Genomic DNA, 26,398 nt, shown 5'->3' on the forward strand with positions numbered 1-26,398 from the left:
AAATACAAAAGGAGGTAATATGTTTTGTAAGTTCAAAATTATCAAAATTATTTTTTCTTATTTAATCATGCAATTTTTGTTAGCATATTTTACTGTTAGTTTTGCCCAAAGATGTTACACTGATCAATATTGGGCAAATTATTATAATTCGAATCCAGGCTCTTTACAAAAGAGAACCGAAGTTGAACAATTGATTGATGATAAGGGATACTTATTATATAAAACAGGAAACCCATTGATTATTCCGGTTGTTGTACATGTAGTTTATAATACTAGTACAGAGAACATATCAGATGCACAAATTAATTCACAAATAGATGCACTAAATCGGGATTATAGGAAATTAAATGATGATGTTGAAAGCACACCAGAACTTTTTTATAATCTTGCAGATGATTGTAATATTGAATTTCGACTAGCTCAGTCTGATCCATTTGGGAACCCTACTTCAGGGATTACTCGTACGCAAACAAACCGTGAATATTTTTTACCACCAGATGATTTTATGAAATTTTCAGCTCAGGGAGGTCATGATATATGGGATCGAGATAGATATTTAAATATATGGGTTTGTGATCTTAAAGATAGCTGGAAGATATTGGGTTATTCATCTGGGATTGGTTGGGCTGCTAGCAAAGATGGAGTCGTAATAGATTACGAAAATTTTGGTACAGTAGGTACAGCTAAACAACCGTATGATCTTGGAAGATCAGCCGTACATGAAGTTGGGCACTGGTTAGGTCTATATCACCTTTGGGGTAAGCCATTGGGGGGTGGTTGTGAGGATGACGATGAAGTCTATGATACTCCTGTACAAGATACGGCAAATTGGGGTTGCCCCTCATTTCCCAGTCCCTCATGTAGCAATGAAAGTGATATTTTTATGAACTATATGGATTATGTAAATGATGCATGTATGTTTATGTTTACTACTGGGCAAAAGCAAAGGATGCAAGCTACTATTTTTGTTAGCAGAGGTAATTTATATCCTTCTTTAAATTTATCAGAAAATATTTTTGATGAAGTTCCAGTAAATGGAGGTAATTATTCTTTTGTAATACAAAATCCCAATCCATTTAACAATATAAATTGGAGCATATCAAAAAATGTAGATTGGATTACGAATATCTCACCTTTGACAGGAATAAATGGAGCGGTCGTTACTTTTACTGTTTCTCCAAATAATTCAGGTTTAGAAAGACCAGGAAGAATAACTATACAAACAGATGATTTATATCAAAGTGAATTGAGCGTTTTTGTTTATCAAGAAAGTGGACAAGAACTGGTTTTTCTTAGATTATCTCAGATGCAAGATCAAACCTCTAATGAATTCGGTTCGGTAGGATTATATAGAATGGGCGCATGGAATACTGGCACAGCTCCTAGATACTACCAAGTAGAAGATGGACAAGCTTTAACAATGAAATTTTCCTATGATTTTATTCCAAATACACAAAGTAAATTTTATATAGTAAGGAACTATGCGAATATACTAGGCTATGAAAATCTGGCATATGAGTATCCTTTTAAGAAAGATTATGAAGGTGGATTTATTCCAGCTTATGAAGCAAAAATACAAAATAATGCTGTTGAATTATCGGGTAATATTATTAATTCTCAAATTGCATTTAAAGATCCTTGGTATCCAGATTTAATAATCGATATTGGTAAAAAAAATAGAGGCTTTGGAGCAATATATCATAACAAACCTTCACCATTTTTAATAAAAATTAATGATAATGATTATAAGGGTATTTTCTTGAATCAAAGATATGATATACCAAACAATCCTTACTATTCTATAAAAACAACCTCGCCACAAGATATCTATTTAAGCCAAACAGGCAAAACACATAAGTTTTATTTTCAAAACTGGAGTGGAACAAATGTAAATTATCAAAATCCAAATAACTTAGAAACTGCTGTTGTGTTTACTTCTTCAAGTGCAACTGCAGATGCTATTATGAAAGGAACTCAACTCTCCAACAACACCAATGCATTTAACAATGACAGTCAGCGAAAAGTAGTAAGAACAAATAATGGATACATGCATAGAGTATATGAAAGTATGGGAAAAGTTTGGTATGAAAGAAGTACTAATAATGGTAGCACCTGGACTTTAATGAATAACGGTAGACCCGTTGGTTTGGGAAATGCACAACATCCATCAATAGATTTTTACGATAATAATCAAATTATAATTGCCTATAACAAAGATTATACAAAAATTGCTGTTTCATATTTTATTGATGGAATCTTTCAACATGAAAATATTGTAGCAAGCAGTATTTTTGATGTTTCTGATATCTCAGAACCCACAGTTGCTCTTTCAAAAAACTCACGAATTATTGTAGTTTGGAATAATAATATTACACCGGGTGGATTAAAATATAGATTTGGATATTTAGGAACAACCTATATTAGTTGGTATAATTCAACAGCTACAATTTCAAATACAAATACCGTCTCTACACATCCAACAATAGCAACAACCAAAAATTATAATCAACCAATAAGTTACTGGTTAGCCTGGGAACAAAACAGTCAAACCATTCCTCTTTATAAACTAACCGAAAGTTCCAATACAATTCAGTTTTCACAATATCATTATTATTCTAGCAGTGGTTATACTTATAATAGAGAACCCTCTGTTTCTGTTATGCCAGACAATAATTATAGAATAGCATGGATTGGGGAAAGAACCGGTGAGAAAAAAGCAGTTACCTATTTTAATAACCAGTATTATAAATTTGGCTGGTATCCCACAAGTGCAAGTATTTCTGCAACAGATGATGGTAGAAACATAGTTGCCTACAGTGATAATTATGGAAATACTAACAAATTTGCTCATATCTGGTGGTATACAAATTATAAAAATCTAAACATTCCGGGAAATCAAGTACAATTATGTAATGGTTCATCAATGAGTAATATATTTGCCGAATCATTTCAAAATTCTCTGTCACCATATAGTTTTTCAACTTCAAATAATTTGAATAGTCTGTCAAAAGAAACTGATAGAAAAATAATGTCTGGCAGGGAAGCAATAGTTTTTATGGATTCAATTCAATTTTACTATACTTTAGGAGACGTTTTAGTAGATAATAATTCTATTCAACCAATTGAAGTAGAAGCAAATCCAGAATTAAAAAAGGTAGAGAAATTAAATACATATTTGAAAACTGAATCTTTTAAATTGAAAGATCAATCCGAGTTTTCATTTTCCATACTTTACGGAGTTACTGATTCAATTTTAGCAAAAACATCTTTAAATAAAAATGAATTTGTAAGTTTCAGTGTTGAATTGGTACAGAATGAAAATGATAAGGTAATTGCCGAATACGGTAAAGTAATGTTTATTAAACAAAACATAATTGGTAATGGTTCTAAGGTAATTAAAATTATTCCCAAAGGAATTGGAAACAGAGAAGTTTATCTTAGATTAGTTGTATCAACAAATACAAAAAGTGAAACTAGTCTTGCAAATATTCATTCAGATGAAAGTATTTTGCCAAAGAAGAACACTAGTAAATATGAAGAAGTTACATATAATATCGGTAGTTTGGTAACCGAGTATTCTTTATCCCAAAACTATCCCAATCCATTTAATCCAACTACAACAATAAATTATCAATTACCAAAAGATGAGCATGTAACTTTAAAAATTTACGATACGCTTGGTAAAGAAGTAATAACTTTAATAAATGAATTTAAAACAAGTGGAAATTACAATATTACATTTGATGGAAGTGACTTATCAAGTGGTGTTTATTTCTACAAAATAGAAGCCGGTAATTTTAGTGATACAAAAAAACTTATTTTAATGAAATAAAATTAAGTAAAAATAGATGGTGCTTTTTGAAAAGTACCATCTATTTGAAATTACTATTTAAGATTCTGATAAAAGTGAACTCCGCTAATAGTTTTTGCATCCACAATTTTTCCCGAAGAAATCATTCCATTAATTTCATCTAAACTAAGTTCATAAACTTCCATACCGTGTTCACCCTCTTCTCTATTGTGGTTTCCGGCTTTTAAATTTTCTGCCAAATATATATATAGAATTTCGTTACAGAATCCCGGAGAAGTATAAATTTTCCCAAGCGGTGAAATTGATTCGGCAGAATAACCGGTTTCTTCTGTTAATTCTCTTGTTGCACAAACAAGCGGATCTTCACCTTTTTCTAATTTACCCGCTGGAAGTTCAAACATCCATTCATCAAAAGGATATCTATATTGTTTAACTAAAATTATTTTCCCATCCTTTGTAACGGGAACAACAACAGCTCCGCCATTATGGACGATTACTTCTCTAATTCCAATATTTCCGGAGTGATATTCTATTTGGTCAACTTTAATATCAAACACAACGCCGTTAAAAATTCTTTCAGATTTTTTTAGAGTAAAATTCATTTACACCTTTTCAATATTTAGTGAAAAAATAAAGTAATTTATTTATCATAAAATGGAACCAACTCACTTCCAAGATATTTTATAACGGCTGTAATAACTCCAAGATCATCCAAGTAGCCAATTAACGGAGCTATATCCGGAATGCTATCTATCGGTACTATAAAATATACAAGCGCACCAATAACAATTGATTTTCTATACCACGGAATATTTTTATCTCTAAAATATTTAAACAATGCTTTAATATCTTTCGTGAAAGAAATTTTCTTTCCAATTTTTTCAACTTTTTCCCAAAGGTTTTCTTCGACAAATTCCTTTCCATGCAAATATTTATCATGCGTAGAAAAATCTTCGCTTAAATCATTTAAAGAATTCTCCATATAATCATGCTCCTCAAGTTCGCTAATATCCGGATTTTTAGAATATTCTTTCATTTAGTTATCCAATCTTTTTAGATTAATTATTTTTTATTTTCATCCAGCCAATCATAAATACTATTCCACCAAAGTCTTGCATTTTGCGGTTTAGTTACAAAATGATATTCATCCGGAAAATATAACAATTTACTTTTTACTCCAACTCTTTGCAAAGAAGTAAATAATTCCATTGCTTGTCCGAACGGAACTCTAAAATCATATTCTCCGTGAATAACTAACATTGGAGTTTTAAAGTTTTGTACAAAATTATGTGGCGACCATTTTTTATAAAGTTCTCTGTTTTCCCAAGGAGTTCCGCCATTTTCCCATTCCGGAAACCAAAGTTCTTCGGTTGTGCCGTACATACTTTCTAAATTAAAAACACCGGCGTGACAAATCAAGGCATTAAATCTATCAGTGTGACCTTCAATCCAGTTTATCATATATCCACCGTAAGAAGCTCCGGCTGCGAATAAATTTTGAGAATCAATAAATTCATAATTGTTAATTGCATAATCTAAAGAATTCATTAAATCCGTATAAACTTTTCCGCCCCAATCTTGTGAAATTTCGTCTGTAAATTTTTGTCCGTAACCAAAACTTCCTCGGGGATTTGTTGCAACAACAACATAACCTTTGGAAGCAAACATTTGCAAATTCCATCTATAATGAAAATCGTCATTCCAATGTCCTTGCGGTCCGCCGTGAATTAAAAACATTAATGGATATTTTTTATTCGGATTAAAAAATGGCGGCTTGACCAATATTGATTGGACTTTTGCGCCTTCAGCTCCTTCTGCCCAAAAAGTTTCTATAGGATTCATTTCAATTTTAGAAAGTAAATCAACATTAATATTTGTGATTTGCTTTAAATTTTTACCATTAATTTCAATTGAGAAAATTTCATAAGGCAAATCTGATTTTTGATTTTTGAAAAATATTTTATCTCCATTTGGTGAAAGTGCAATTGAAGAAGCAGTTACTTTTTCTGCAACTGTAAATAACTCTTTTGATGAAATATCAATTTTATAAATAGAATTATAAATTGTATTTGCGGCAGTGAAATAAATAAATTTTGAATCTTGCGACCAAATTATTTCTCCGGCGGATAAATCAATTGCTGAAGTTAAATCAGTTGCAATTTTCAAATTTTTATTATACAACATTATTCTTTGTTTATCAGATTCTAAACCAGCTCTTTCCATTGAACAGTACGCAATATATTTTCCATCGGGTGAATAAATTGGCTGATTATCATTTCCTTCACTTGCAGAAATTTTTTTGTAAGGAGTTTGTTCCCCATCTTTAATATCATTAACATTTAAAATAAAAATATCATTATTTGTACTTGTTGCAAGAAAATTACTTTCATTCATTGTAAATGCAATTTCATTTTCATTAGGTGAAAAAGAATAATCATTTGCACTTCCCAAAGCAATTGGAGGAACGTCAAACTTTAAACCTTGAGTTAAATCGATATAATTTTTTGTTTCAAAATCGAAAATAAATAAATGACTAAATTTTGGTCCACGCCAATCATTCCAATGACGATACATCAATTCGGTAAACATTTCAGCTTTCACTTTGCTGTTGGCTCTTTCTACATCTTTTGCTTTATTGCAAGTTTGATTTTTACAATCAGCATATACTTGAGAGGAAAAAATAATTTGATTATTAGAAGGAGCAAATTTTACACCACCAATACCAGAATAAAAATCTGTAACTTTTAATTTTAAAGTATCGTTAATACTTTGTGAAAAAAGTTGATTACCAATGTTATAATAAACTTTATCATTTACAATTTGTGGTGAAGAAACACTTTTATCAATATTTATAAATTCCTTTTGTTCCTTCCCATCTGAATTAATAATCCATAAATCTGAGTTACCCTTATTTTCTTCCATGTTATAAGTTGTAACATCAAAAATAATTTTATTTCCATCCGGCGAAACAGTAAATGATCCAATTCTTTTCATATTCCATAAATCTTCAATGGACAATACATGTTTTGTTTGTGAAAAACTTAAAGTTGTAAATAATAACAGTGCAAAAAATGGTAAATATTTTTTCATAAGGGTTCTCTTATTTATATCAAATGTAATTAAATTACTTTTTTTAAGGGAAAAATCTAATTTATATTTTAAAGTAGAATATCATTTTGCATCAATTGTTTAAAAGTTTCTCTTTTACGAATTTCGAAATATTTATCATTATCAACAAGTACTTCTGCGGCTCGTCTTCTTCCATTATAATTTGATGACATTACCATTCCATATGCGCCGGCTGACATAATTGCAATAAAATCATTTTTTTCACAATTGGAAATATTTCTATTTTTTGCAAAAAAATCTCCGCTTTCACAAACCGGACCAACAATATCTGCAACAATTTCTTTTTTATTTTTTATTTCTAAAGGTTGAATATGATGATAAGCCTTATAAAGACTTGGTCTGAGAAGATCAGTCATTGCGGCATCAGCTACTATAAAATTTTTTCCTAAATTATTTTTTGTATATAATACTTTTGATAAAAGAACTCCACCGTTTGCTGTAAATGCGCGTCCCGGTTCAAAAAATATTTCACAATCTGATTTTTTTAAAATTGGCAAAATTGCACTTGCAAATTCTTCAATTGTAAAAGTTTTTTCATCGTTATATTTAACACCTAAACCTCCGCCAACATCAATATGTTTAATAACAATTCCCTCTGATTTTAATTCATCTACAAGATTAATCAATTTTCTTACAGCTTCAACAAAAGGTTGAATTGTTGTTACTTGAGAACCAATATGCATATCAATTCCTAATAAATTTACGTTGGAAAGTTTATTTGCATTTATAAAAATTTGCTTTGCCAAAGTTTCGTCAATTCCAAATTTATTTTCTGCTAAACCCGTAGAAATATAAGGATGCGTTGCCGAATCAACATTTGGATTTACTCTAATTGCCAATGGAGCAATTTTATCTAAACTTTTTGCAATTTCATTTATTCGATTTATTTCTTGTATTGATTCCGCTTTGAGCAATAAAATTTCATTTTCTAAAGCCAATTGAACTTCTTCATCAGTTTTACCAACACCGGACATAATCATATTTTTGGGAGAAACTCCGGCTTTTTGTGCTCTGTAAAATTCTCCTGCAGAATTAACATCAATACCGGCTCCAAGTTGATTAAACAACTTAATTACATTTATATTAAAATTAGCTTTTGAAGCATAGAATATTTTGTGATTTAAACTCTTAAAAGCATTTTCAAATTCAATAAAATGATCAACAAAAAACTTTTTGCTGTAAACAAATGTTGGGGTTCCCATTTCTATTGCAATGTTTTCTAAGCTTACGTTTTCACAAAATAATTTGTTGTTTTTATATGTAAAATATTTGGAATCAAAATAGTTCATTAAATAACCGTATTGTTTAAAATTAGTTATCAAAATATCTCAAAAAGTGCGCCCAAATGGAAGCAATTTACTTTGCAATCTTGATAAACCATATGCTTTTTAATAGCTTTCAACTTCTTTTATAAAATATTGTTGATTAAAAATGAAATATCCACATCAAGAAGTTGAAAAAAAATGGCAGAAGTTTTGGGAAGATAATAAAATATTTAAAACAGATCTTTCCGATTTAGAAAAAAAAATATATACACTTGTAATGTTTATTTATCCTTCGGGATCAAAAACTCATATTGGGCATTGGTATAATTATGCTCCCACAGATTCTTGGGCACGTTTCAAAAAGTTAAGAGGAAACAATGTTTTTGAGCCGATGGGATATGATGCATTTGGATTGCCCGCGGAAAATTATGCAATTAAAACCGGTGTACATCCGCAAGATTCTACATTGAAAAATATAAGTGATATTAGAGAACAGTTGAAAACTATGGGCTGCATGTATGATTGGGATGCAGAATTAATGACTTGTGTTCCCGAATATTACAAATGGAATCAATGGTTATTTCTGAAATTATTTGAAAAAGATTTAGCTTATAGAAAAAAAGCACCAGTTAATTGGTGTCCGTCTTGCCAAACTGTTTTAGCAAATGAGCAAGTTCAGAACGATGGAACATGTGAACGCTGCGGTACCATTGTTGAACAGAAAAATTTAACACAATGGTTTTTCAAAATTACCGATTATGCGGAAGAACTTCTTTCCGGACTTGATAATATTGAGTGGCCGGAAAAAACCAAAACTATGCAGCGAAATTGGATAGGTAAAAGTATTGGTGCAGAAATTAAATTTAAAATTGATAATTCAGATGATGAATTTAATGTATTTACAACCAGACCGGATACTTTGTTTGGAGCAACATACATGGTGCTTTCTCCGGAACATCCGTTAGTTGGAAAAATTACAATTGGCAAACAAAAGAGTGAAGTTTTTAATTATCAAGAAAAAGTTAAAAATTTATCTGAGATTGATAGAACATCAACAGTTAAAGAAAAAACCGGTGCATTCACTGGTGCATTTGCAATCAATCCGGCAAACAATAATAAAATTCCAATTTGGATTGCAGATTATGTTTTAATGACATACGGAACCGGAGCAATAATGGCAGTTCCGGGACAAGATGAGCGAGACTGGGAATTTGCAGAAAAATTTAATTTGCCAATTATTAGAACTGTTCAACCTAAAGCTGGATTTGATGGAAAAGCATTTACGGAAGATGGTCCGGCAATTAATAGTGAGTTTCTTAATGGATTAAATGTTAAAGAAGCTAAACAAAAAATGATTGATTGGCTTGTTGAAAATAATTTAGGGAAAGCTAAAATTAATTATAGATTAAGGGATTGGTTAATTTCTCGACAAAGATATTGGGGAACACCTATTCCAATAATTCATTGTGAAAATTGTGGTGAAGTGCCGGTGCCGATTGAAGATCTTCCGGTTAAGCTTCCGTATGATGTTGATTTTAAACACGATGGCGGATCTCCACTTGCCGGAAATTCAGATTTTGTAAATACAACATGTCCAAAGTGTAAAGCTTTAGCTAAACGTGAAGTTGATACAATGGATACTTTTGTTGATTCATCATGGTATTATTTACGTTATCTTAATCCCAAAATAAGTGATAAGATTTTTGATAATGATTTAGCTGATCAATGGACTCCGGTTGATACTTATGTAGGCGGTGCGGAACACGCAACAATGCATTTACTTTACGCGAGATTCATTCACAAATTTTTGCGTGATTTAAAATTGATCAATAACGATGAGCCTTTCCAAAGATTGATACATCAAGGCACAATTACAAATCAAGGTGCTAAAATGTCTAAATCAAAAGGAAATGTAGTTGATCCCGGAATTTTTACAAGCGAATATGGTTCAGATGTTTTCAGAATGTACTTAATGTTTATGGGTCCGTATGATTTAGGCGGTGATTGGAGCGATAAAGGAATTGTCGGTGTTGATCGTTTTGTGCAAAGGTCATATACACTTTTTCAAAATAATGAAAATGTGTTGAAAGAAAATCCCTCAAAGGAAATTTATTTAATGAGTGATTTATCGGATGTTGAAAAAGATGTTTACAGAAAAGTAAATCAAACTTTATATAAATATGATGGTGAATTAGAAAATTTCAGATTTAATGTTGTGGTTGCTTCTTTAATGGAATTATTAAACGAACTTATAAAATCACTACCAAATTGTAGGAAAGATTTAATTACTTATTCATTAGAAAGGTTTGCTTATTTGCTTGCGCCAATTGCTCCTCATTTGGGTGAAGAATGTTGGCAGCTTTTAGGAAATGAAAATTCAATTTATAAATATAAACATGATTATAAAGTTGATAAAAATGCTTTAGTTGTTGATGAAGTTACAATTGTTGTTCAAGTTAATGGAAAGATTCGTGCAAAACTAAATCTTCCAATTGATTTGGATGAAGCTGAAGTTAAAACAACCGCTTTTTCAGATGAAAATGTAAAAACTCACACTGATGGAAAAATAATTGTTAAAGAAATTTACATCAAAAATAAAATCTATAATATTGTAGTTAAGTGATAATCAATAAATATTTAACTATTATTATGCCGGTTTGATTTTTAATGCCGGTATCTCAATTAACAAAATACGTAGATTCCGGAATTAACTTCGTTAATCCAGAATAACATTTTTTATGAAAATTATTTTGAAGGAAATATGATAGACATAAAATTAATTAGAGAAAATCCCGAGTTTGTAAACAAAGGTTTAGAAAATAAAAATGATAAAAATAGAGTAGATGAAATTTTATCACTTGATACTTCACGTAGAGAAAAATTACAATTGGTTGAAGATTTAAAAGCAAAAAGAAATTCAGCATCACAAGAAATTGGTAAACTTAAAAAAGCCGGTCAAAATGCTGATTCTATTATGGCAGAGATGAAAAACGTTGGTGATGAAATTAAAAATTTAGATGACGAATTAAAAGAAATAAATGATAAACTTCATCAGCTGATGATAAGATTACCAAACTTGCCGCATTCATCAACCCCAATTGGTAAAAGTGCAGAAGATAACGTTGAAGCAAGACAATGGCTTCCAGAAGGATTTGAAAAATCTCCGGTTGAAAAACCATTAAATCATTTGGAGCTTGGAAGCAAACTTGGAATTTTAGATTTTGAACGCGGCGCAAAAATTTCCGGTTCGGGATTTCCGGTTTATGTCGGGAAAGGTGCAACTTTAGAAAGAGCACTTATTAATTTTATGTTAGATTATCATCTTGAGCATCATGGCTATAAAGAAATATTTCCTCCGTTTATGGTTAACGCAGATTCAATGTTTGGAACCGGACAATTGCCCAAAATGCAGGAAGATATGTATTATGCCGAAAGAGATGATTTATATTTAGTTCCAACTGCAGAAGTTCCGGTAACAAATTTGCATAGAGATGAAATTTTAAATGAAGATCAGCTTCCAATTAATTACGTTGCTTACTCAGCATGTTTTAGAAGAGAAGCGGGAAGTTACGGAAAGGAATCAAAAGGATTTTTGCGAGTTCATCAATTCAATAAAGTTGAAATGGTGAAAATTGTTAATCCGGAAGGATCTTATGATCATTTAGAAAAATTAGTTTCAGACGCGGAAGATATTTTAAAAGAATTAAAAGTTCCGTATAGAATTTTAATGTTATGCAGCGGTGATTTAAGTTTTGCCGCAGCAAAATGTTATGATATTGAAACTTGGTCGCCTGCGGAAAATAAATGGTTGGAAGCTTCTTCTTGCAGTAATTTTGAATCATTCCAAGCCAGAAGAGCTAATATTAAATTCAGAAAAAAAGATGATAAAAAACCGGAATTTGTTCATACTTTAAATGGTTCGGGATTGGCTACAAGCAGATTAATGGTTTCGATTTTGGAAAATAATCAAACACCGGAAGGAAAAATTATTGTTCCAAAAGTTTTACAGAAATATACCGGGTTCAATATAATCGGATAAAATTTCCAATTTAATAAATCTTTTTAAATAAACATCTGAACTTTCTGCAAGTACTTCTCAAAAGTTAAATTAATAGTGCTTGTCATTCCCACGGAAGTGGGAAGCCAGTGTGAATTCAATAGATTCCCGTTTTCACGGGAATGACATTTTGAATATATCGGAAGTCATTTCTTCTTAAAATCTCATCTTCTTAAAACGGGAATTCTCAAATTTTGTTCGGAAGATTCAATCAAAATTTTTAATCGACTTTTTTGTGTCTCTTCTCTTTTGGCGCTCATCACCCAATAAATTGTTATATGTTTTGCGGAAGGCGGAAGTTTACTAAAGTATTCCCAAGCAATTTTATTTTTCTTAATTTCATTTTCAAATTCTTTAGAAAGCTTTACATTCTTTCTTTCGTAAGAATATATTTTTGATTTTTCCACAGTCTTTTTATCAAAAGCTTCAAATCCTTTTTTATGAACCAATCCAAGTTTTGATAATTTTTCAAATTTATCAATATTAACTGCGCTCCAGTTACTTTTTGGATTTCGCGGAGTAAATCTGTTATAATAACTTTCTTCATTTATTGATCTTCGAATTCCGTCAATCCAGCCGAAACAAATTGCTACATCAACAGAGTCCGACCAAGTAACAGTCGGCTTTTTAGTTTGAACTTTATAAAAACCCAATAGTAATTCTTTTTCTGTTTCATGATTTTTTTCAAACCATTTTCTTAATTCCGCAGAATTTTTAAAGAACAAAATATTATTAATCATACAAAACCTCTTGAAACAAAATTATTGATTGGGATTTATAAAAGTTATTCATTTTAAATTTTAATAATGAAGAAATTTCATTTAACGATATTTTTCATTTTATTTATTATTTCTCAAAATCAATTTGCTCAAGATTCGGTAAAAATTCCCCAAATAAATTTTATTGATTTAACAAATAATTCGCTTCAAAACAATTTATCATTTGAAAGTTTTGGTTTAGATACAAATATAAATTCAATTTGTGTTGATAGTTTAAAAAATATAAATGAATTATTCTTGCACTTTAAAATGATGAGTGAATATGAACCAAATTTAAGTATAGCAAATCAAATGATTGAACATAATCAGCAAAGAGAATTCCTAATGAAATCAATTTCAGAATATTATAAAAATCAACCGAATTATGATTTGGGTGAAGTTGGTAAATACTTAGGTTTAGCAAAAAAATATTCTGCATTTTTACTTTTGCTTTTATCATTGTGAAAAATATTCAAATTCATTAAACAAGCTCCAAATAACAATTTTCAAATTTCAAACAAATTCCAAATTTTAAAAACAAATATTCAAACCAACAAGTAAAAGATATATTTACAGTTAAAAATTTAGTTTGTGATTTCTTATATCGGATTTGTAATTTGTTTGTTGTTTGGTTTACTGTTTTTAATTACACGAATAAAATTTACCAAACGTCTGATTATTTTTTATGATAAATTACAATTTGTAATTTAAAATGTTATGAAAGCTCTTCCATGAAATCATTATTTACGTTAAACAAATATTTTTTAAAATATAAATTCACACTTTTTCTTGGACTAATATTCATCTTACTTTCAAACGCAGCACAAGTTTACATTCCAATTTTACTTAAAGAAAGTATAGATGCGCTCCAAAAACATTTAAGCAATGAATTAATTTTGAAATATTCTTTGCTAATTGTTGGAACAGCAATAATTGGAGGGGTTTTCAGGTTTTTAATCCGCACAACAATAATTATAGTTTCGCGCAAAATTGAATATGATTTGAGAAGTGATTTTTGGGCACATATTCAAAAACTGCCAACAAGATTTTTTCAAAATAATTCAACCGGAAATATAATGGCGCACGCAACAAATGATATTAGCGCCGTAAGAATGTATATTGGTCCCGCAGTAATGTATACGTTTGATAATGTCTCAAAATTTGTAATTGTAATTGTTTTAATGTTGAGTTTAAATGTTGGATTAACAGTTTACGCTTTAATTCCACTTCCGATTCTATCATATTTTGTTTATAAACTAAGCAAAAAAATTCATTTAAAATTTACGCGGATTCAAGAAAAGTTTAGTGAACTTACTGCAAAAGCTCAAGAAAGTTTTTCCGGTATTAGGGTGATTAAATCTTATGTTAGAGAAAAAGATGAATTAAAGCAATTCACAAAATTGAGCGATGAATATCTTCACAGAAATATGGATCAAGTTAAAATTCAGGCATTGTTCATTCCAATTTTATTTATGATTTCCGGCATTTCTATCATAATTATAATTTGGCTTGGCGGCTCGATGGTTATTGATGGAAAATTAACTCTTGGAGAAATTGTTGCATTTGTAGCTTACTTAAGTTTGCTGATTTGGCCGGTAATTGCATTTGGCTGGGTTACAAATTTAATTCAGCAAGCATCTGCAAGTATGAAAAGATTATTGAAAATATTTGGCGAAATTGATGAAGTTAAAGACGCTGATAATCAAAATGAAATTGTTGAAATTAAAGGTGAAATTGAATTTAAAAATGTTTCATTTAAATATGGAAATCAGCTTCCGGAAGTTTTAAAAAATATAAATATAAAAATTCCAGTTGGAAGTACACTCGCAATTATTGGTCATACCGGAAGTGGAAAAACAAGTATAATAAATTTACTTCCACGCTTATTTGACACAACCGAAGGTGAAATTTATATTGATGGAATTAATATAAAAAATATTCCGCGAAACAAACTCCGCAAAAGTATTGGATTAGTTAACCAAGAAACATTTTTATTCTCTGATACTTTATTTAACAATATTGCTTATGGTGTTGAGAATCCCAAACCGGAATTTATAAATCAAATTGCTGAAATTGCCCAGCTTAAAAAAGATATTGATACATTTTCTAAAGGTTACGAAACTATTTTGGGTGAGCGCGGAATTACACTTTCTGGCGGACAAAAGCAAAGAACAAGCTTGGCAAGGGCTTTAGCGATCAATCCAAAAATATTAATTCTTGATGATTCATTTTCAGCGGTTGATACAAATACCGAAGAAGAAATTTTAAGCAAATTAAAAAATTATATGAATGGAAGAACAAGCATAATTATTAGTCATAGAATTTCAACGGTAAAAAATGCAGATAAAATTATTGTGTTACAGAACGGTGAAATTGTTGAACAAGGAACTCATGATGAATTAGTTAAATTAGATGGAATTTATGCCGATCTAAATAACAAACAGTTACTCGAAGAAGAATTGAAAGAAATTGAATAATGAGTAAAGAAGAAGAAGTTGATGAAATAAAAGGGAAAGCATACGATTCGAAATTAATGAAGCGTTTGTTGGCTTATGCAAAACCGTATAAAAAATATATTGTTGCCGGAATACTTTTAAATATTCTTGTTGCGGGACTTGGTCCGGTTCGTCCGTATTTAACAAAAATTGCAATTGATGATTCAATTGTAAATAAGGATTATCACGGACTTTTAATAATAATTTTAATTTTGTTTGCATCATTAATATTTCAAGCGGCAATTCAGTATGCATTAACGTATTATACGCAATTGATGGGACAGAAAATAATTTTTGATTTGCGCGTAAAATTATTTGAACATATTCAAAAATTATCATTAAAATATTTTGATAAAACTCCAATTGGCAGAATTGTTACAAGAGTTACAAATGATGTTGAAGCATTGAATGAATTATTTTCATCCGGAATTGTAACTGTATTTAGTGATGTTTTTACAATTATTTGGATTTTCGGATTTATGTTTTTCATGTCGTGGGAACTTGCGCTTATTACACTTTCAGTATTGCCAATTTTATTTTACGCAACATTTTTATTCAGAAAAAAAGTTAGAGATGCGTACAGAAAAGAGAGAAAGCAATTATCAAAATTAAATTCTTATATGCAGGAACACATAACCGGAATGAATGTTGTCCAAATTTTCAATAGAGAAAAAGAGGAGTTTAAGAAATTTCTTTCAATAAATTCCGATTACAAAAATGCAATTATAAAATCTATTTATTACTACGCGGTTTTTTTTCCAGCTGTAGAAATACTTAGTTCAATTTCAATAGCTTTAATTATTTGGTACGGCGGCGGAAGTGTAATTCAAAGCACAATGACAATTGGAATTTTATTTGCATTTATTCAATATACGGAAATGTTCTTCAGACCAATCCGCGATCTTTCGGAAAAATATAATATTATGCAAACAGCAATGGCTGCATCGGAAAGAATTTTTGAAGTTTTAGATGATAAAACAATAATTGCAAATCCGGAAAATCCTAAAATCATCAATAAATTCAACGGTGAAGTTGAGTTTAAAAATGTAACTTTTGCTTATAACAGTGATGAAAATGTTTTAAAAAATGTTTCGTTCAAAATTAATCCCGGTAAAACTGTTGCAATTGTTGGCGCAACCGGTGCCGGAAAAACAAGTATTATAAGTCTGCTTACAAGATTTTATGATATTGAAAAAGGTGAAATATTAATTGATGAAATTAACATCAAAGATTTAAGCAAACACGAATTAAGAAAAAAAATATCAGTTGTTTTGCAAGACGTATATCTTTTTTCCGGTGATATAAAATCAAACATCGGATTAAACTCGGAAGATATTTCCGATAAAGAAATTGAAAAAGCCGCACAGATAGTTGGTGCAGATAAATTTATTGAAAAACTTCCGCAGAAATATAATCAAGAAGTAAAAGAAAAAGGTTCGTCGCTTAGCGTTGGACAAAAACAATTAATTTCATTTGCCCGAGCTTTAGCTTATGATCCACAAATTTTAATTTTAGATGAAGCAACATCAAGCGTTGATACTGAAACAGAAATTCTTATAAAAAATGCAATTGAAAAATTATTAGTCGGTAGAACATCAATTGTAATTGCACATCGACTTTCAACAATTCAAAACGCTGATAAAATAATTGTTATGCATAAAGGTGAAATCCGTGAAATGGGAACTCACCAAAATTTACTTTCACAAAAAGGAATTTATTATAAATTGTATCAGCTTCAGTACAAAGAACAAGAGCTGAAAGAATTTTCTTAAAAGGAGAATTTATGGCAATTAATTTTATGACGTTAACAAGACATATTTACGAGGGAGAAAAACGGCATCCCGGCGCAACCGGAGAACTTTCTGATTTGCTGCACGAACTTTCTTTAGCCGCAAAAGTAATTTCTTTAGAAGTAAACAAAGCCGGATTGGTTGATATTATTGGCTTTGCCGGTCATAATAATATTCATGGAGAAAAAGTAAAAAAGTTAGATATTTTTGCGCACGAAACTTTGTTTAAAGCTATGGATCACGGCGGACACCTTTGTGTTATGGCTTCAGAAGAGGAAGAAGATATTTTAAGAATTCCCGATTATCACAGTAAAGGGAAATATGTTTTACTTTTTGATCCGCTTGACGGTTCTTCTAATATTGATGTTAACGTGAGTATTGGAACAATTTTTTCAATTTATAAAAGAGTTACTCCGGATGATGGCTCCGGCGGAACTTTGGAAGATTGCTTACAGCCGGGACTGAAGCAAGTCGCAGCCGGCTATATTGTTTATGGCTCAAGTACAATTTTTGTTTATACGGTTGGAGATGGAGTTCACGGTTTTACACTTGATCCTGCTTTCGGTGAATTTTTACTTTCCCACAAAAATATTAGAATTCCGGGAAAGGCAAATATTTACAGCATCAATGAAGGAAATTATAAATACTGGCATCCGGGTTTGAAGAAATATATTAAATATATTCAAGATGCGGATAATAGAGGACGAAAGCCATATTCCGCAAGATATATTGGATCAATGGTTGCGGATATTCATCGAAATATGTTATATGGTGGAATTTTTATTTATCCCGCTGATAATTTAAATCCCGATGGAAAATTAAGATTAATGTATGAATGTAATCCCATGGCTTTTATTATTGAGCAAGCCGGAGGAAGAGCAATTGACGGATCAAAAAGAATTTTGGAAATTCAGCCGACGAATTTACATCAGCGTGTTCCAATATATATTGGAAGCAAAGAAGCCGTAGATAAAGTGGAAGAATATTTAAAAAATGAAAATCAATAAATTATTTTATTGAGGCTAATTTTTCTTCAATTAATTTTGCAAGCTCAACTTTATTAATATCTTTTAACGTAAGTTTATTATTTCTTACGGTTATTAAAGGCTCATCGCCTTGTCCTTTCAAATAATTCAACAAAGCAAAAGAAAGTCTATTTCTATCGTTCATAATTGGAATATAATTTCCCAGCGAATTAACTAAGTTGTAAACTTTTTTTTCAATTGAATCTTCCGGAAAAAGTTTAACTGCTGAAGGCGGTAATGTTGACATTTAATTATCCTAATTTCTTCAAAATAATATTGTAAAATATAGATAAATAAATAATATCACAATATCTGTTTAGCAAGCGTCTTACTAATTGATTAAATTTCGTTCAACAAAAAATGTTTACTGTGAATTTAAGCAAAATCAATAAAATTTTAATAATTCGATTAAGCTCGCTTGGCGATATTTTATTAACTTCGCCATTAATTCGTTCGCTTAATAATCAATTTCCAAATTTGAAAATAGATTTTTTATTACGCGAAGAATATAAAGATGCAGTAATTTTTAATCCCAATCTCAATTCGATTATTTTGTTAAAAAGAAATTCTCAGTTTGATGAAATAAAAAATGATTTGTTAATTAACAATTACGATTTGGTAATTGATCTTCAAAATAATTTTAGAAGCAGAAAATTATCTAAAGGAATTTCCAAAGAAATTTTAAGATTTAAAAAACCATCGATTGAGAAATTTTTATTGGTAAAATTTAAATGGAATCTTTTTAAAGAAATAATTCCAATTCCGGTTAGATATGCAAATACAATTCCAAATTTTAATTTAGATGAAAAAGGTTTGGAAATTTTTATAGGAAAAAATGATCAAATAAAAATTGATGAAAATAAAATTGGATTTTGTCCGGGCTCGCGACACAAAACAAAAATGTGGAAAGAAGAATATTTTGTTGAATTAGGCAAAATGTTTTCGGATATCGGAAAAACAATTTTACTTTTTGGCGGAAAAGATGATAAAGAGATTTGTGAAAAAATATCTAAGCAAATTCCTAATTCAATAAATTTATCGAACGATGATGAATTATTGAAAACAGCCGAAGAAATGAAAAATTGTAAAATTATAATTTGCAACGATTCTGGCTTAATGCATTTGGCTTTATCCGTAAAAGTTCCGGTTGTTGCAATATTCGGATCAACAGTAAAAGAATTTGGATTTGCGCCGTACAAAGGAAAAAATTTAGTTTTAGAAAATAATTTATTAACTTGCAGACCATGCAGTCATATTGGATTGGGGGAATGTCCGCAAAAACATTTTAAATGCATGCTTGATATAACTCCGCAATTTGTATTTCAAAAAACTTTGGAATTTATTAAAAATATATGAAAACATTTTGGTTTTACTTTTACAACTTTCTTATTCTTCCACTGTTAAAAATTTCGTTATACATTTTAAGTTTTTTTAATAAAAAAATTAGAACCGGAATAAAAGGAAGAAAACGACTTTTTGAAAATTTAATAATTAACTTAACCGAACTTGATAGAAGCAAAAAAATAATTTGGATTCATTCTTCATCTATGGGAGAATTTGAACAAGCAAAACCAATAATTGAAAGGATAAAAAATTCTTCACAAGTAAATATTTTAGTTACTTTTTTTTCACCTTCGGGATATAATAACTCATTAAAATATCCTCATGCAGATATAATATCTTATATTCCATTTGATTCATTTTCAAATGCAAAAAGGTTTGTGGGATTAGTAAAACCTTCCGCAGTTTTATTTATGAGATATGATTTTTGGCCGAATTTTATTTGGGTTTTAAGCAAATATAAAGTTGCAACTTTTATTGTAGATGCAACAATGAGTAGAACTTCAAAAAGAAAATTGCCCATTTCAAGACAATTTCATAATAAATTGTTTAAAGATTTTGTAAAAATTTTAACAATAAGTGAAAAAGATAAGGAAAGTTTTAAGGATTTTAATATTCCGGAGGAAAAATTAGCTGTAGTTGGCGATACAAGATTTGATCGTGTTTATCAAAAAAGTATTGATGCAAAAAGTAAAAATTTATTCAGACCCGATATATTTAAAAGTAAAAAAGTTCTTGTTCTTGGAAGTTCTTGGGAATCGGATGAAGAAGTAATTTTTCCGGCTATTCTTAAGTTGTTAGAATATGATAAAAATATTGTTACAATTGTTGTTCCGCATGAGCCTTCGATTCCGCGACTTGAGGCATTAGAACATACTTTTAAAGATGTACCTAATATTCGATTTTCATATAAAAATAATTATAACGATGAACCAATTATTTTGGTTGATTCTATTGGAGTTTTGCTTACACTTTATCATTACGCAGATATTGCTTATGTTGGCGGTAGTTTTAAACAAGGAATTCATAATGTCCTTGAACCGGCAGTTTATGGAATTCCCGTTATTTTTGGTCCTAAAAATAAAAATAGTCAAGAAGCAAGAAAAATGATTGAATTAGGATGCGGTATCGAAATTAAAAATAAATTTGAAGCATACAGAACTTTAAGGGAACTATTTATTGATGATGAAAAGCGAAAAAATTTAGGTGAAATTTCCCGTAAATATGTTGAAAATAATATTGGTGCTACTGAAAAAATTATTTATGAATTGATAAAAGTGAATAAATCTAAGAACTGATTTGAATGTGAAAAGTCAAAAGTAAAATTTAAAAATGTAGTGAACGAAAATTTTCGTTCACTACAGAATTGAATATTTTATAATTGCGGACCAGCAGCCACTAATTTTTTGCCTTCTTCATTATCTGTGTATTGCTCAAAATTCTTAATAAATAATGCAGCTAATTCTTTAGCTTTAACTTCCCAATCATTTGGGTTAGAATAAGTTTCTCTTGGATCCAATACTTTTGGATCTACATCATGCAAGAAAGTTGGAACTTCCAAATTGAAAACCGGGATAATTTTTGTTTTCGATTTTTCAATTGAGCCATCTAAAATTGCATCAATAATAGCCCTTGTATCTTTTATCGAAATTCTTTTTCCGGTTCCATTCCAACCGGTATTAACCAAATAAGCTTCTGATCCATATTTTTCCATCTTTTTAACTAATTCTTCACCATATTTTGTTGGATGTAAACTTAAAAATGCTTTCCCAAAGCAAGCAGAAAATGTTGGCTGAGGAGAATTTACACCTCTTTCAGTTCCGGCTAATTTTGCAGTAAATCCGGAAAGAAAATGATATTTGGTTTGATCCGGACTTAATTTGGAAACCGGCGGCATAACTCCGTAAGCATCTGCTGTTAAGAAAATTACTTTAGTTGCATGTCCCGCTTTTGAAATTGGTTTTACAATATTGTGAATATGATAAATTGGGTAAGAAACTCTTGTATTATTTGTAACAGAACCATCGTTAAAATCAATTTTACCATTTGCATCAACGGTAACATTTTCCAATAGCGCATCTCTTTTTATTGCCGCATAAATATCGGGCTCGGACTCAATATCCAAATTAATTGTTTTTGCGTAACAACCGCCCTCAAAATTGAAAACTCCATCATCATCCCATCCGTGTTCATCATCTCCAATTAATTCACGTTTTGGATCAGTTGAAAGTGTAGTTTTTCCGGTTCCGGAAAGTCCAAAGAAAATTGCTACATCTCCGTCTTTTCCTTTATTTGCAGAACAATGCATTGATGAAATTCCATTTAGCGGCAAATAATAATTCATCATAGCGAAAATTCCTTTTTTCATTTCGCCGCCGTACCAAGTTCCGCCGATAATCTGCATTTTTTCAGTAAGATTAAAAACCGTAAAAACTTCAGAATTTAACTTATGTTCCTGCCATTTTGGATTTGTAGTTTTTGAACCATTCATAATTACAAAATCCGGTTCACCAAAATTTGTTAATTCTTCTTGTGTTGGTCTAATAAACATATTTGTTACAAAGTGGGCTTGCCAAGCAACTTCCATAATAAAACGAACTTTTAATCTGGAATCTTCATTTGCACCGCAGAAAGCATCAACAATATACAAATCTTTTCCAGAAAGCTGATCAGTTACAGTTTTCTTTAAATCGTTCCAAACTTCTGTAGTTATTGGTTTATTATCATTTTTTGCTTTGTCGGATGTCCACCAAACTGAATCTTTTGTAACATCATCCTTAACAATATATTTGTCTTTTGGCGAGCGACCAGTAAAAACTCCGGTCATTACATTTACAGCGCCAAGTTCTGTAACTTGAGCTTTTTCATAACCTTTAAGATTCGGATTTGTTTCATGTTCAAAAAGTTCATCAAAAGAAAGATTATAATATATTTGTTTTGCGTTCGTTATACCGTACTTATTTAGATCAATGACACTCATTAATTACTCCTTGTGATTTTTAGAATTGGGAGGTTTTGATTAAATGGGGTATTTAAAAAACCTTTGACGATTATAAATTATTTTCGAACGTAAATTTATTAAAATTTGTACTATTTCACAATGTAAAAGAGATAGAAATGACTTATATCATTTGGTTTGCGATTAATTTTACATAATATTACATAACTATAATATTTGAAAATAGCCTTGTGTTTTTTATCACATCTATTTAATCTTTCATCACTTTATTAATGCTTATTATTTACTTTTTAAGTTAATTTAACCAAACTATATGCAGCAAAATTCTGAAATAGAAAAATTCATAACGCAGGCAAATATTAATCTTCAAAATTTATTTGAAATTTTGCCGGTTGGAGCTATTTTCTTTGATGAAAAATGGAATGTTGTTTCTGCAAATACAAATGCCGTAAAAATTATTTGTTCCGCAAAAAAAATTGAAATAGAAAAAAATATAAATATTTTTACTCATTTTTACCTTTCTTCTATCCTTCCTTTAAATAAAATTTTCAGTATGAAAAATGGAAATAATTTTGAAGGTGAAATTAAGGAATTATCGAATCAGCAAAATGATAATGAGAAAGTTATAGTTAAAGGAATTCCGTTTGTTGAAGAAAATAATTTTAAAGGCGGTTTATTACTTTTAGAAAAAATGAATATAAATTCCGAAACAAACTTTGAACTTTCGGATAAATATTCAATTTCAAGTTTGCTGAAAAATATTTGTTCATGTTATTTAATTACCGATATAAAAGGAAATATAATTTTAAAACCAAATAATAATGATAGCTGTCGCCATAATTTAATTTTGGGCGGAAACACAATTGATGATATTTTTACTAGTGAACAAAATATTTTAATTAAGCAAAATTTTAAAAAAGCAATTGAAGAAAATACAAATCAGTACTTAGAAATAATTTTTTATTCCGATACTGAAACTTATACATACAAAACTGTAATTGTTCCGCTTAATAACAATAACGGCGAAGTAATATCGGTTCTGTTTTTATTCAAGGATAAAAATTATCTCAGCAACGATACCGCAGAATTTTTAAGCGGTGCAAAAGAATTACAAATTTATAAAACATTTACCTCGGCTGGCTCCGAAGCATTTTTCAAAACAAATTTGAATGGAATAATTACATATTGGTCAAATACCGCAGAAATACTTTTTATGAAAAAAAATGAAACTGTGATTGATCAATTTATAGATGAAATTTTTCCGGAAATGACTAAAAGTAATTTTGAAAAATTAAGAAGTGAACTTATAACATTAGGCAATTGGGAAGGAGAACTTAATCATTTAATAAACGGTTCGGAATTTATTGCAAAAACAAAAGTTAAATTATATAAATCAAATCGCGTAAATGAATTATTATTTTATTGTGATAAGGTAAATGTTCAGCTTCAAAAATTAAATTTTGCAAAAGAAGAAGAAACGAATTTTTTTAGAGAAACAGTTTTAAAATCAGATGAAATGATTTTACAAGCAAATCCTTATGGAACAATTCTTTTTGCAAATGAAAAATTCTGTAACACATTTGGATTTGAACTCGATGAAATTAGAGGAATTTTATTTTTAGAATTAATTGATCACGCTTATAGAATTGAAAACGATTTAACTGATTTTTCAACTGCGGTTTACAAAAAATCATTTGAACATTTACCAATGTTTACAAAACATGGCAAAATGATTGATGCCAAATCAATGATTAATATTTCACTTTCCGGTCCAAATCTAAAATATTTTACAATATATTTAAATGCAGTTGATTACAATAAACAAATCGATACCGAAATATCGGAATCATTGTTGCAAAGTTTTCCGGAAGCAATTGCGGTTCTGAAACATAATTTTATAATTGATATAAATAGAACTTTCGAAGAATTAATAGGTGCAAAATCTCATTTATTAAACAAAGGAATTTCTAAAATTATTAGTCCAAATTTTAGACAAGAATTTGAAAATTTTCTTAACGATGAAAAACAGAAAAACCATGAAGATTTAATAACGATTCTTACAGATGAAGGAAATGAAATAGAAGTAAGATTTGAAAAAATTTATGTTAACAAAGAAAAAAATATTGTTATTCTAAGCATTGATTCGGAGACTTTAGAATTAAAACAAAAGTTTGAAGAATCAAAAAGATTTACCGGTGAATTTGCAAATTTTGATCAAGTTTTTTGGAAAGGACATTTAGAAAATAGCGGAATTATAATTGATACTTTTTCTGATTCAATTGAAAAAATAACCGGTTACAAAAAATATGATTTTGCGTTGAATTCAGATTTATGGAAAGATATAATTCACCCGGATGATTTTGAAAATTTTGATTTATCACTTACAAATTTTATAAATGATGAACAAGAATATCTTCAAGTAGAATATAGAATTATTTCAAAATCCGGTGCTATTGTTTGGATTATCAACAGACTGAAAAAAATATTAAATAAAGAAAATGTATTTGAAAATATAATTGGCGTAATTGATAATATTACCGAATCGACTTTGCGAAAAGATGAACTAAATAAAAAAATTAACGAATTAGAAAAACTTAATGTTACAAAAGATAAATTCATTTCAATAATTTCTCACGATTTGAAGGCGCCGTTTACATCAATTGTTGGATTTGCTGAATTAGGATTAACGCAAACCGATTTAAGTTCCGAAGAAATGAAAGAATATTTTGGTTACATAAGCAATGCATCTTTACATACTTTGGATTTGATAAATAGTTTGCTTGATTGGACAAGATTACAAACTGGAAGATTAACAATAAAACCTACAACTGTTAATGCAAATTATTTAGTTAGAAAAACCACAGAAATTTTATATGGATTTGCAGCACAAAAAAATATTTCAATTAATGTTAATGTTGATGAAAATATTTTTATTCAAGCTGATGAAGGAATTCTCACTCAAGTTTTTAATAATCTTGTTTCAAACTCTATTAAGTTTACACCCAAAAACGGAAGTATAATGATTTCCGCATCTAAGTTAGATGATCAGCAAAAAGTTGAATTTATTGTTAAAGATTCCGGTGTTGGAATTGAGCAAGAAGATATTAAAAAACTTTTTCTTGTTGAGGAAAAGCATTCAACTTTAGGTACGGAAGGTGAGCGGGGAACTGGACTTGGTTTAAGTTTGGTAAAGGAAATTGTTGAAAAACATAACGGAAAAATTTATGTAAAAAGTATAGTTGATAAAGGAACGGAATTCATTTTTACAATTCCAATTTCAACACCTTCAATTTTATTGATTGATGATAAACAAACTGAAAGAATCATTTATTCTAAATTAATTGAAAGTCTAACAGACGGAATTTTAGTTTACACTGCTTCAAATTTTGAAGAAGCAAAAAAAATCATTAATGATAAAATGCCGATGCTCGTTATTTCAGAAAGTAATATTAATGGAATTAATGCTTCGGATTTTTACAAATCACTTAATACAAATGTCGCAAAATATATTCCAACGTATTTTGTATTAACAAGACAAATCAGCAAATCTGAATTTGAAAAATGTAAAAGTATTGGAATTGATGGAGTTCAAACAAAACCGATTGAAATAAAATTATTCAAATCTATTTTAGATACTTTTATTCTTGGAGTAAAATAATCTTAAATTGTAACTCATGTTACTCAAGAATCTCAATGTTGTGAATATGAACGATATTGAGATATTTCGCTTCGCTCAATATGACAAAATTACTAATTTTGTTTAACATA

Annotated in this window: 17 protein-coding genes; 10 read left to right on the forward strand and 7 right to left on the reverse strand. The window is 29.6% G+C overall.

Annotated features, from left to right (window positions below; genetic code table 11):
- Positions 1–19: 19 nt before the first annotated feature.
- Positions 20–3,832, forward strand: a complete 3,813-nt coding sequence (locus IPH62_08515; GenBank protein ID MBK7105313.1) for a T9SS type A sorting domain-containing protein — start codon at positions 20–22, stop codon at positions 3,830–3,832.
- A gap of 53 nt (positions 3,833–3,885) precedes the next feature.
- Here IPH62_08515 and IPH62_08520 read toward each other — a convergent pair whose 3' ends face one another.
- The 4 genes from IPH62_08520 to lysA all read right to left on the reverse strand — a co-directional run bounded on the left by IPH62_08520 (position 3,886) and on the right by lysA (position 8,229).
- Positions 3,886–4,413: an NUDIX hydrolase gene (locus IPH62_08520; protein ID MBK7105314.1), complete on the reverse strand. Its 528-nt coding sequence runs from the start codon at positions 4,411–4,413 to the stop codon at positions 3,886–3,888.
- A 38-nt stretch (positions 4,414–4,451) separates the two neighbouring features.
- A complete protein-coding gene (locus IPH62_08525; GenBank protein ID MBK7105315.1) occupies positions 4,452–4,793 on the reverse strand; it encodes a DUF1232 domain-containing protein in 342 nt (113 codons plus the stop codon).
- A gap of 80 nt (positions 4,794–4,873) precedes the next feature.
- Complete coding sequence (locus tag IPH62_08530; protein ID MBK7105316.1) at positions 4,874–6,901, reverse strand: S9 family peptidase; 2,028 nt, start codon at positions 6,899–6,901, stop codon at positions 4,874–4,876.
- A gap of 68 nt (positions 6,902–6,969) precedes the next feature.
- Positions 6,970–8,229 (reverse strand): diaminopimelate decarboxylase, encoded by a 1,260-nt coding sequence (gene lysA, locus IPH62_08535; protein ID MBK7105317.1) that lies wholly within the window; start codon positions 8,227–8,229, stop codon positions 6,970–6,972.
- A 142-nt stretch (positions 8,230–8,371) separates the two neighbouring features.
- On the opposite strand from lysA, the gene IPH62_08540 reads away from it, so the two are divergent.
- Both IPH62_08540 and serS read left to right on the forward strand, forming a co-directional pair.
- Positions 8,372–10,828, forward strand: a complete 2,457-nt coding sequence (locus IPH62_08540) for a leucine--tRNA ligase (GenBank protein MBK7105318.1) — start codon at positions 8,372–8,374, stop codon at positions 10,826–10,828.
- A gap of 138 nt (positions 10,829–10,966) precedes the next feature.
- Positions 10,967–12,244: a serine--tRNA ligase gene (gene serS, locus IPH62_08545; protein ID MBK7105319.1), complete on the forward strand. Its 1,278-nt coding sequence runs from the start codon at positions 10,967–10,969 to the stop codon at positions 12,242–12,244.
- Between the two features lie 182 nt (positions 12,245–12,426).
- Here serS and IPH62_08550 read toward each other — a convergent pair whose 3' ends face one another.
- A complete protein-coding gene (locus IPH62_08550; protein ID MBK7105320.1) occupies positions 12,427–13,002 on the reverse strand; it encodes a YdeI/OmpD-associated family protein in 576 nt (191 codons plus the stop codon).
- Between the two features lie 66 nt (positions 13,003–13,068).
- Between IPH62_08550 and IPH62_08555 the strand changes: the two genes are divergently transcribed.
- From IPH62_08555 to fbp, 4 genes are all read left to right on the forward strand, one after another.
- The gene (locus IPH62_08555; GenBank protein ID MBK7105321.1) at positions 13,069–13,485 is read left to right on the forward strand and encodes a hypothetical protein; all 417 of its coding nucleotides are present in this window, start codon (positions 13,069–13,071) and stop codon (positions 13,483–13,485) included.
- Between the two features lie 266 nt (positions 13,486–13,751).
- Positions 13,752–15,497, forward strand: coding sequence for an ABC transporter ATP-binding protein (locus tag IPH62_08560; protein ID MBK7105322.1), 1,746 nt, complete (start codon positions 13,752–13,754; stop codon positions 15,495–15,497).
- Positions 15,497–17,287: an ABC transporter ATP-binding protein gene (locus tag IPH62_08565; protein MBK7105323.1), complete on the forward strand. Its 1,791-nt coding sequence runs from the start codon at positions 15,497–15,499 to the stop codon at positions 17,285–17,287. The genes IPH62_08560 and IPH62_08565 overlap by 1 nt, the downstream gene beginning before the upstream one ends.
- 11 nt (positions 17,288–17,298) lie before the next feature.
- Entirely contained in the window at positions 17,299–18,312 is a 1,014-nt protein-coding gene (gene fbp, locus IPH62_08570; protein MBK7105324.1) for a class 1 fructose-bisphosphatase, read from the forward strand.
- Between the two features lies 1 nt (position 18,313).
- Here the strand turns inward: fbp and IPH62_08575 are convergent, their stop codons facing one another.
- Positions 18,314–18,577 (reverse strand): hypothetical protein, encoded by a 264-nt coding sequence (locus IPH62_08575; protein ID MBK7105325.1) that lies wholly within the window; start codon positions 18,575–18,577, stop codon positions 18,314–18,316.
- A 122-nt stretch (positions 18,578–18,699) separates the two neighbouring features.
- On the opposite strand from IPH62_08575, the gene IPH62_08580 reads away from it, so the two are divergent.
- On the forward strand, positions 18,700–19,686 hold the full coding sequence (locus IPH62_08580; GenBank protein MBK7105326.1) for a glycosyltransferase family 9 protein: 987 nt from the start codon (positions 18,700–18,702) through the stop codon (positions 19,684–19,686).
- Entirely contained in the window at positions 19,683–20,969 is a 1,287-nt protein-coding gene (locus tag IPH62_08585; GenBank protein MBK7105327.1) for a 3-deoxy-D-manno-octulosonic acid transferase, read from the forward strand. Before IPH62_08580 ends, IPH62_08585 begins: the two co-directional genes overlap by 4 nt.
- A 77-nt stretch (positions 20,970–21,046) precedes the next feature.
- Here the strand turns inward: IPH62_08585 and pckA are convergent, their stop codons facing one another.
- On the reverse strand, positions 21,047–22,651 hold the full coding sequence (gene pckA / locus IPH62_08590) for a phosphoenolpyruvate carboxykinase (ATP) (protein ID MBK7105328.1): 1,605 nt from the start codon (positions 22,649–22,651) through the stop codon (positions 21,047–21,049).
- A 292-nt stretch (positions 22,652–22,943) separates the two neighbouring features.
- On the opposite strand from pckA, the gene IPH62_08595 reads away from it, so the two are divergent.
- Positions 22,944–26,288 (forward strand): PAS domain S-box protein, encoded by a 3,345-nt coding sequence (locus tag IPH62_08595; protein MBK7105329.1) that lies wholly within the window; start codon positions 22,944–22,946, stop codon positions 26,286–26,288.
- The last annotated feature ends 110 nt before the right edge of the window (positions 26,289–26,398 follow it).

The organism is Ignavibacteriota bacterium, assembly GCA_016708125.1.
In the GTDB taxonomy this organism is placed as follows: Bacteria; Bacteroidota; Ignavibacteria; order Ignavibacteriales; family Melioribacteraceae.

Coding starts and splice junctions, on each gene's coding strand:
- fbp (MBK7105324.1), top strand. CDS start 17,299: ATGGCAATTAATTTTATGACGTTAACAAGACATATTTACGAGGGAGAA.
- IPH62_08565 (MBK7105323.1), top strand. CDS start 15,497: ATGAGTAAAGAAGAAGAAGTTGATGAAATAAAAGGGAAAGCATACGAT.
- IPH62_08550 (MBK7105320.1), bottom strand. CDS start 13,002: ATGATTAATAATATTTTGTTCTTTAAAAATTCTGCGGAATTAAGAAAA.
- IPH62_08560 (MBK7105322.1), top strand. CDS start 13,752: ATGAAATCATTATTTACGTTAAACAAATATTTTTTAAAATATAAATTC.
- lysA (MBK7105317.1), bottom strand. CDS start 8,229: ATGAACTATTTTGATTCCAAATATTTTACATATAAAAACAACAAATTA.
- IPH62_08555 (MBK7105321.1), top strand. CDS start 13,069: ATGAAGAAATTTCATTTAACGATATTTTTCATTTTATTTATTATTTCT.
- IPH62_08575 (MBK7105325.1), bottom strand. CDS start 18,577: ATGTCAACATTACCGCCTTCAGCAGTTAAACTTTTTCCGGAAGATTCA.
- pckA (MBK7105328.1), bottom strand. CDS start 22,651: ATGAGTGTCATTGATCTAAATAAGTACGGTATAACGAACGCAAAACAA.
- IPH62_08585 (MBK7105327.1), top strand. CDS start 19,683: ATGAAAACATTTTGGTTTTACTTTTACAACTTTCTTATTCTTCCACTG.
- IPH62_08525 (MBK7105315.1), bottom strand. CDS start 4,793: ATGGAGAATTCTTTAAATGATTTAAGCGAAGATTTTTCTACGCATGAT.
- IPH62_08595 (MBK7105329.1), top strand. CDS start 22,944: ATGCAGCAAAATTCTGAAATAGAAAAATTCATAACGCAGGCAAATATT.
- IPH62_08530 (MBK7105316.1), bottom strand. CDS start 6,901: ATGAAAAAATATTTACCATTTTTTGCACTGTTATTATTTACAACTTTA.
- IPH62_08520 (MBK7105314.1), bottom strand. CDS start 4,413: ATGAATTTTACTCTAAAAAAATCTGAAAGAATTTTTAACGGCGTTGTG.
- serS (MBK7105319.1), top strand. CDS start 10,967: ATGATAGACATAAAATTAATTAGAGAAAATCCCGAGTTTGTAAACAAA.
- IPH62_08515 (MBK7105313.1), top strand. CDS start 20: ATGTTTTGTAAGTTCAAAATTATCAAAATTATTTTTTCTTATTTAATC.
- IPH62_08540 (MBK7105318.1), top strand. CDS start 8,372: ATGAAATATCCACATCAAGAAGTTGAAAAAAAATGGCAGAAGTTTTGG.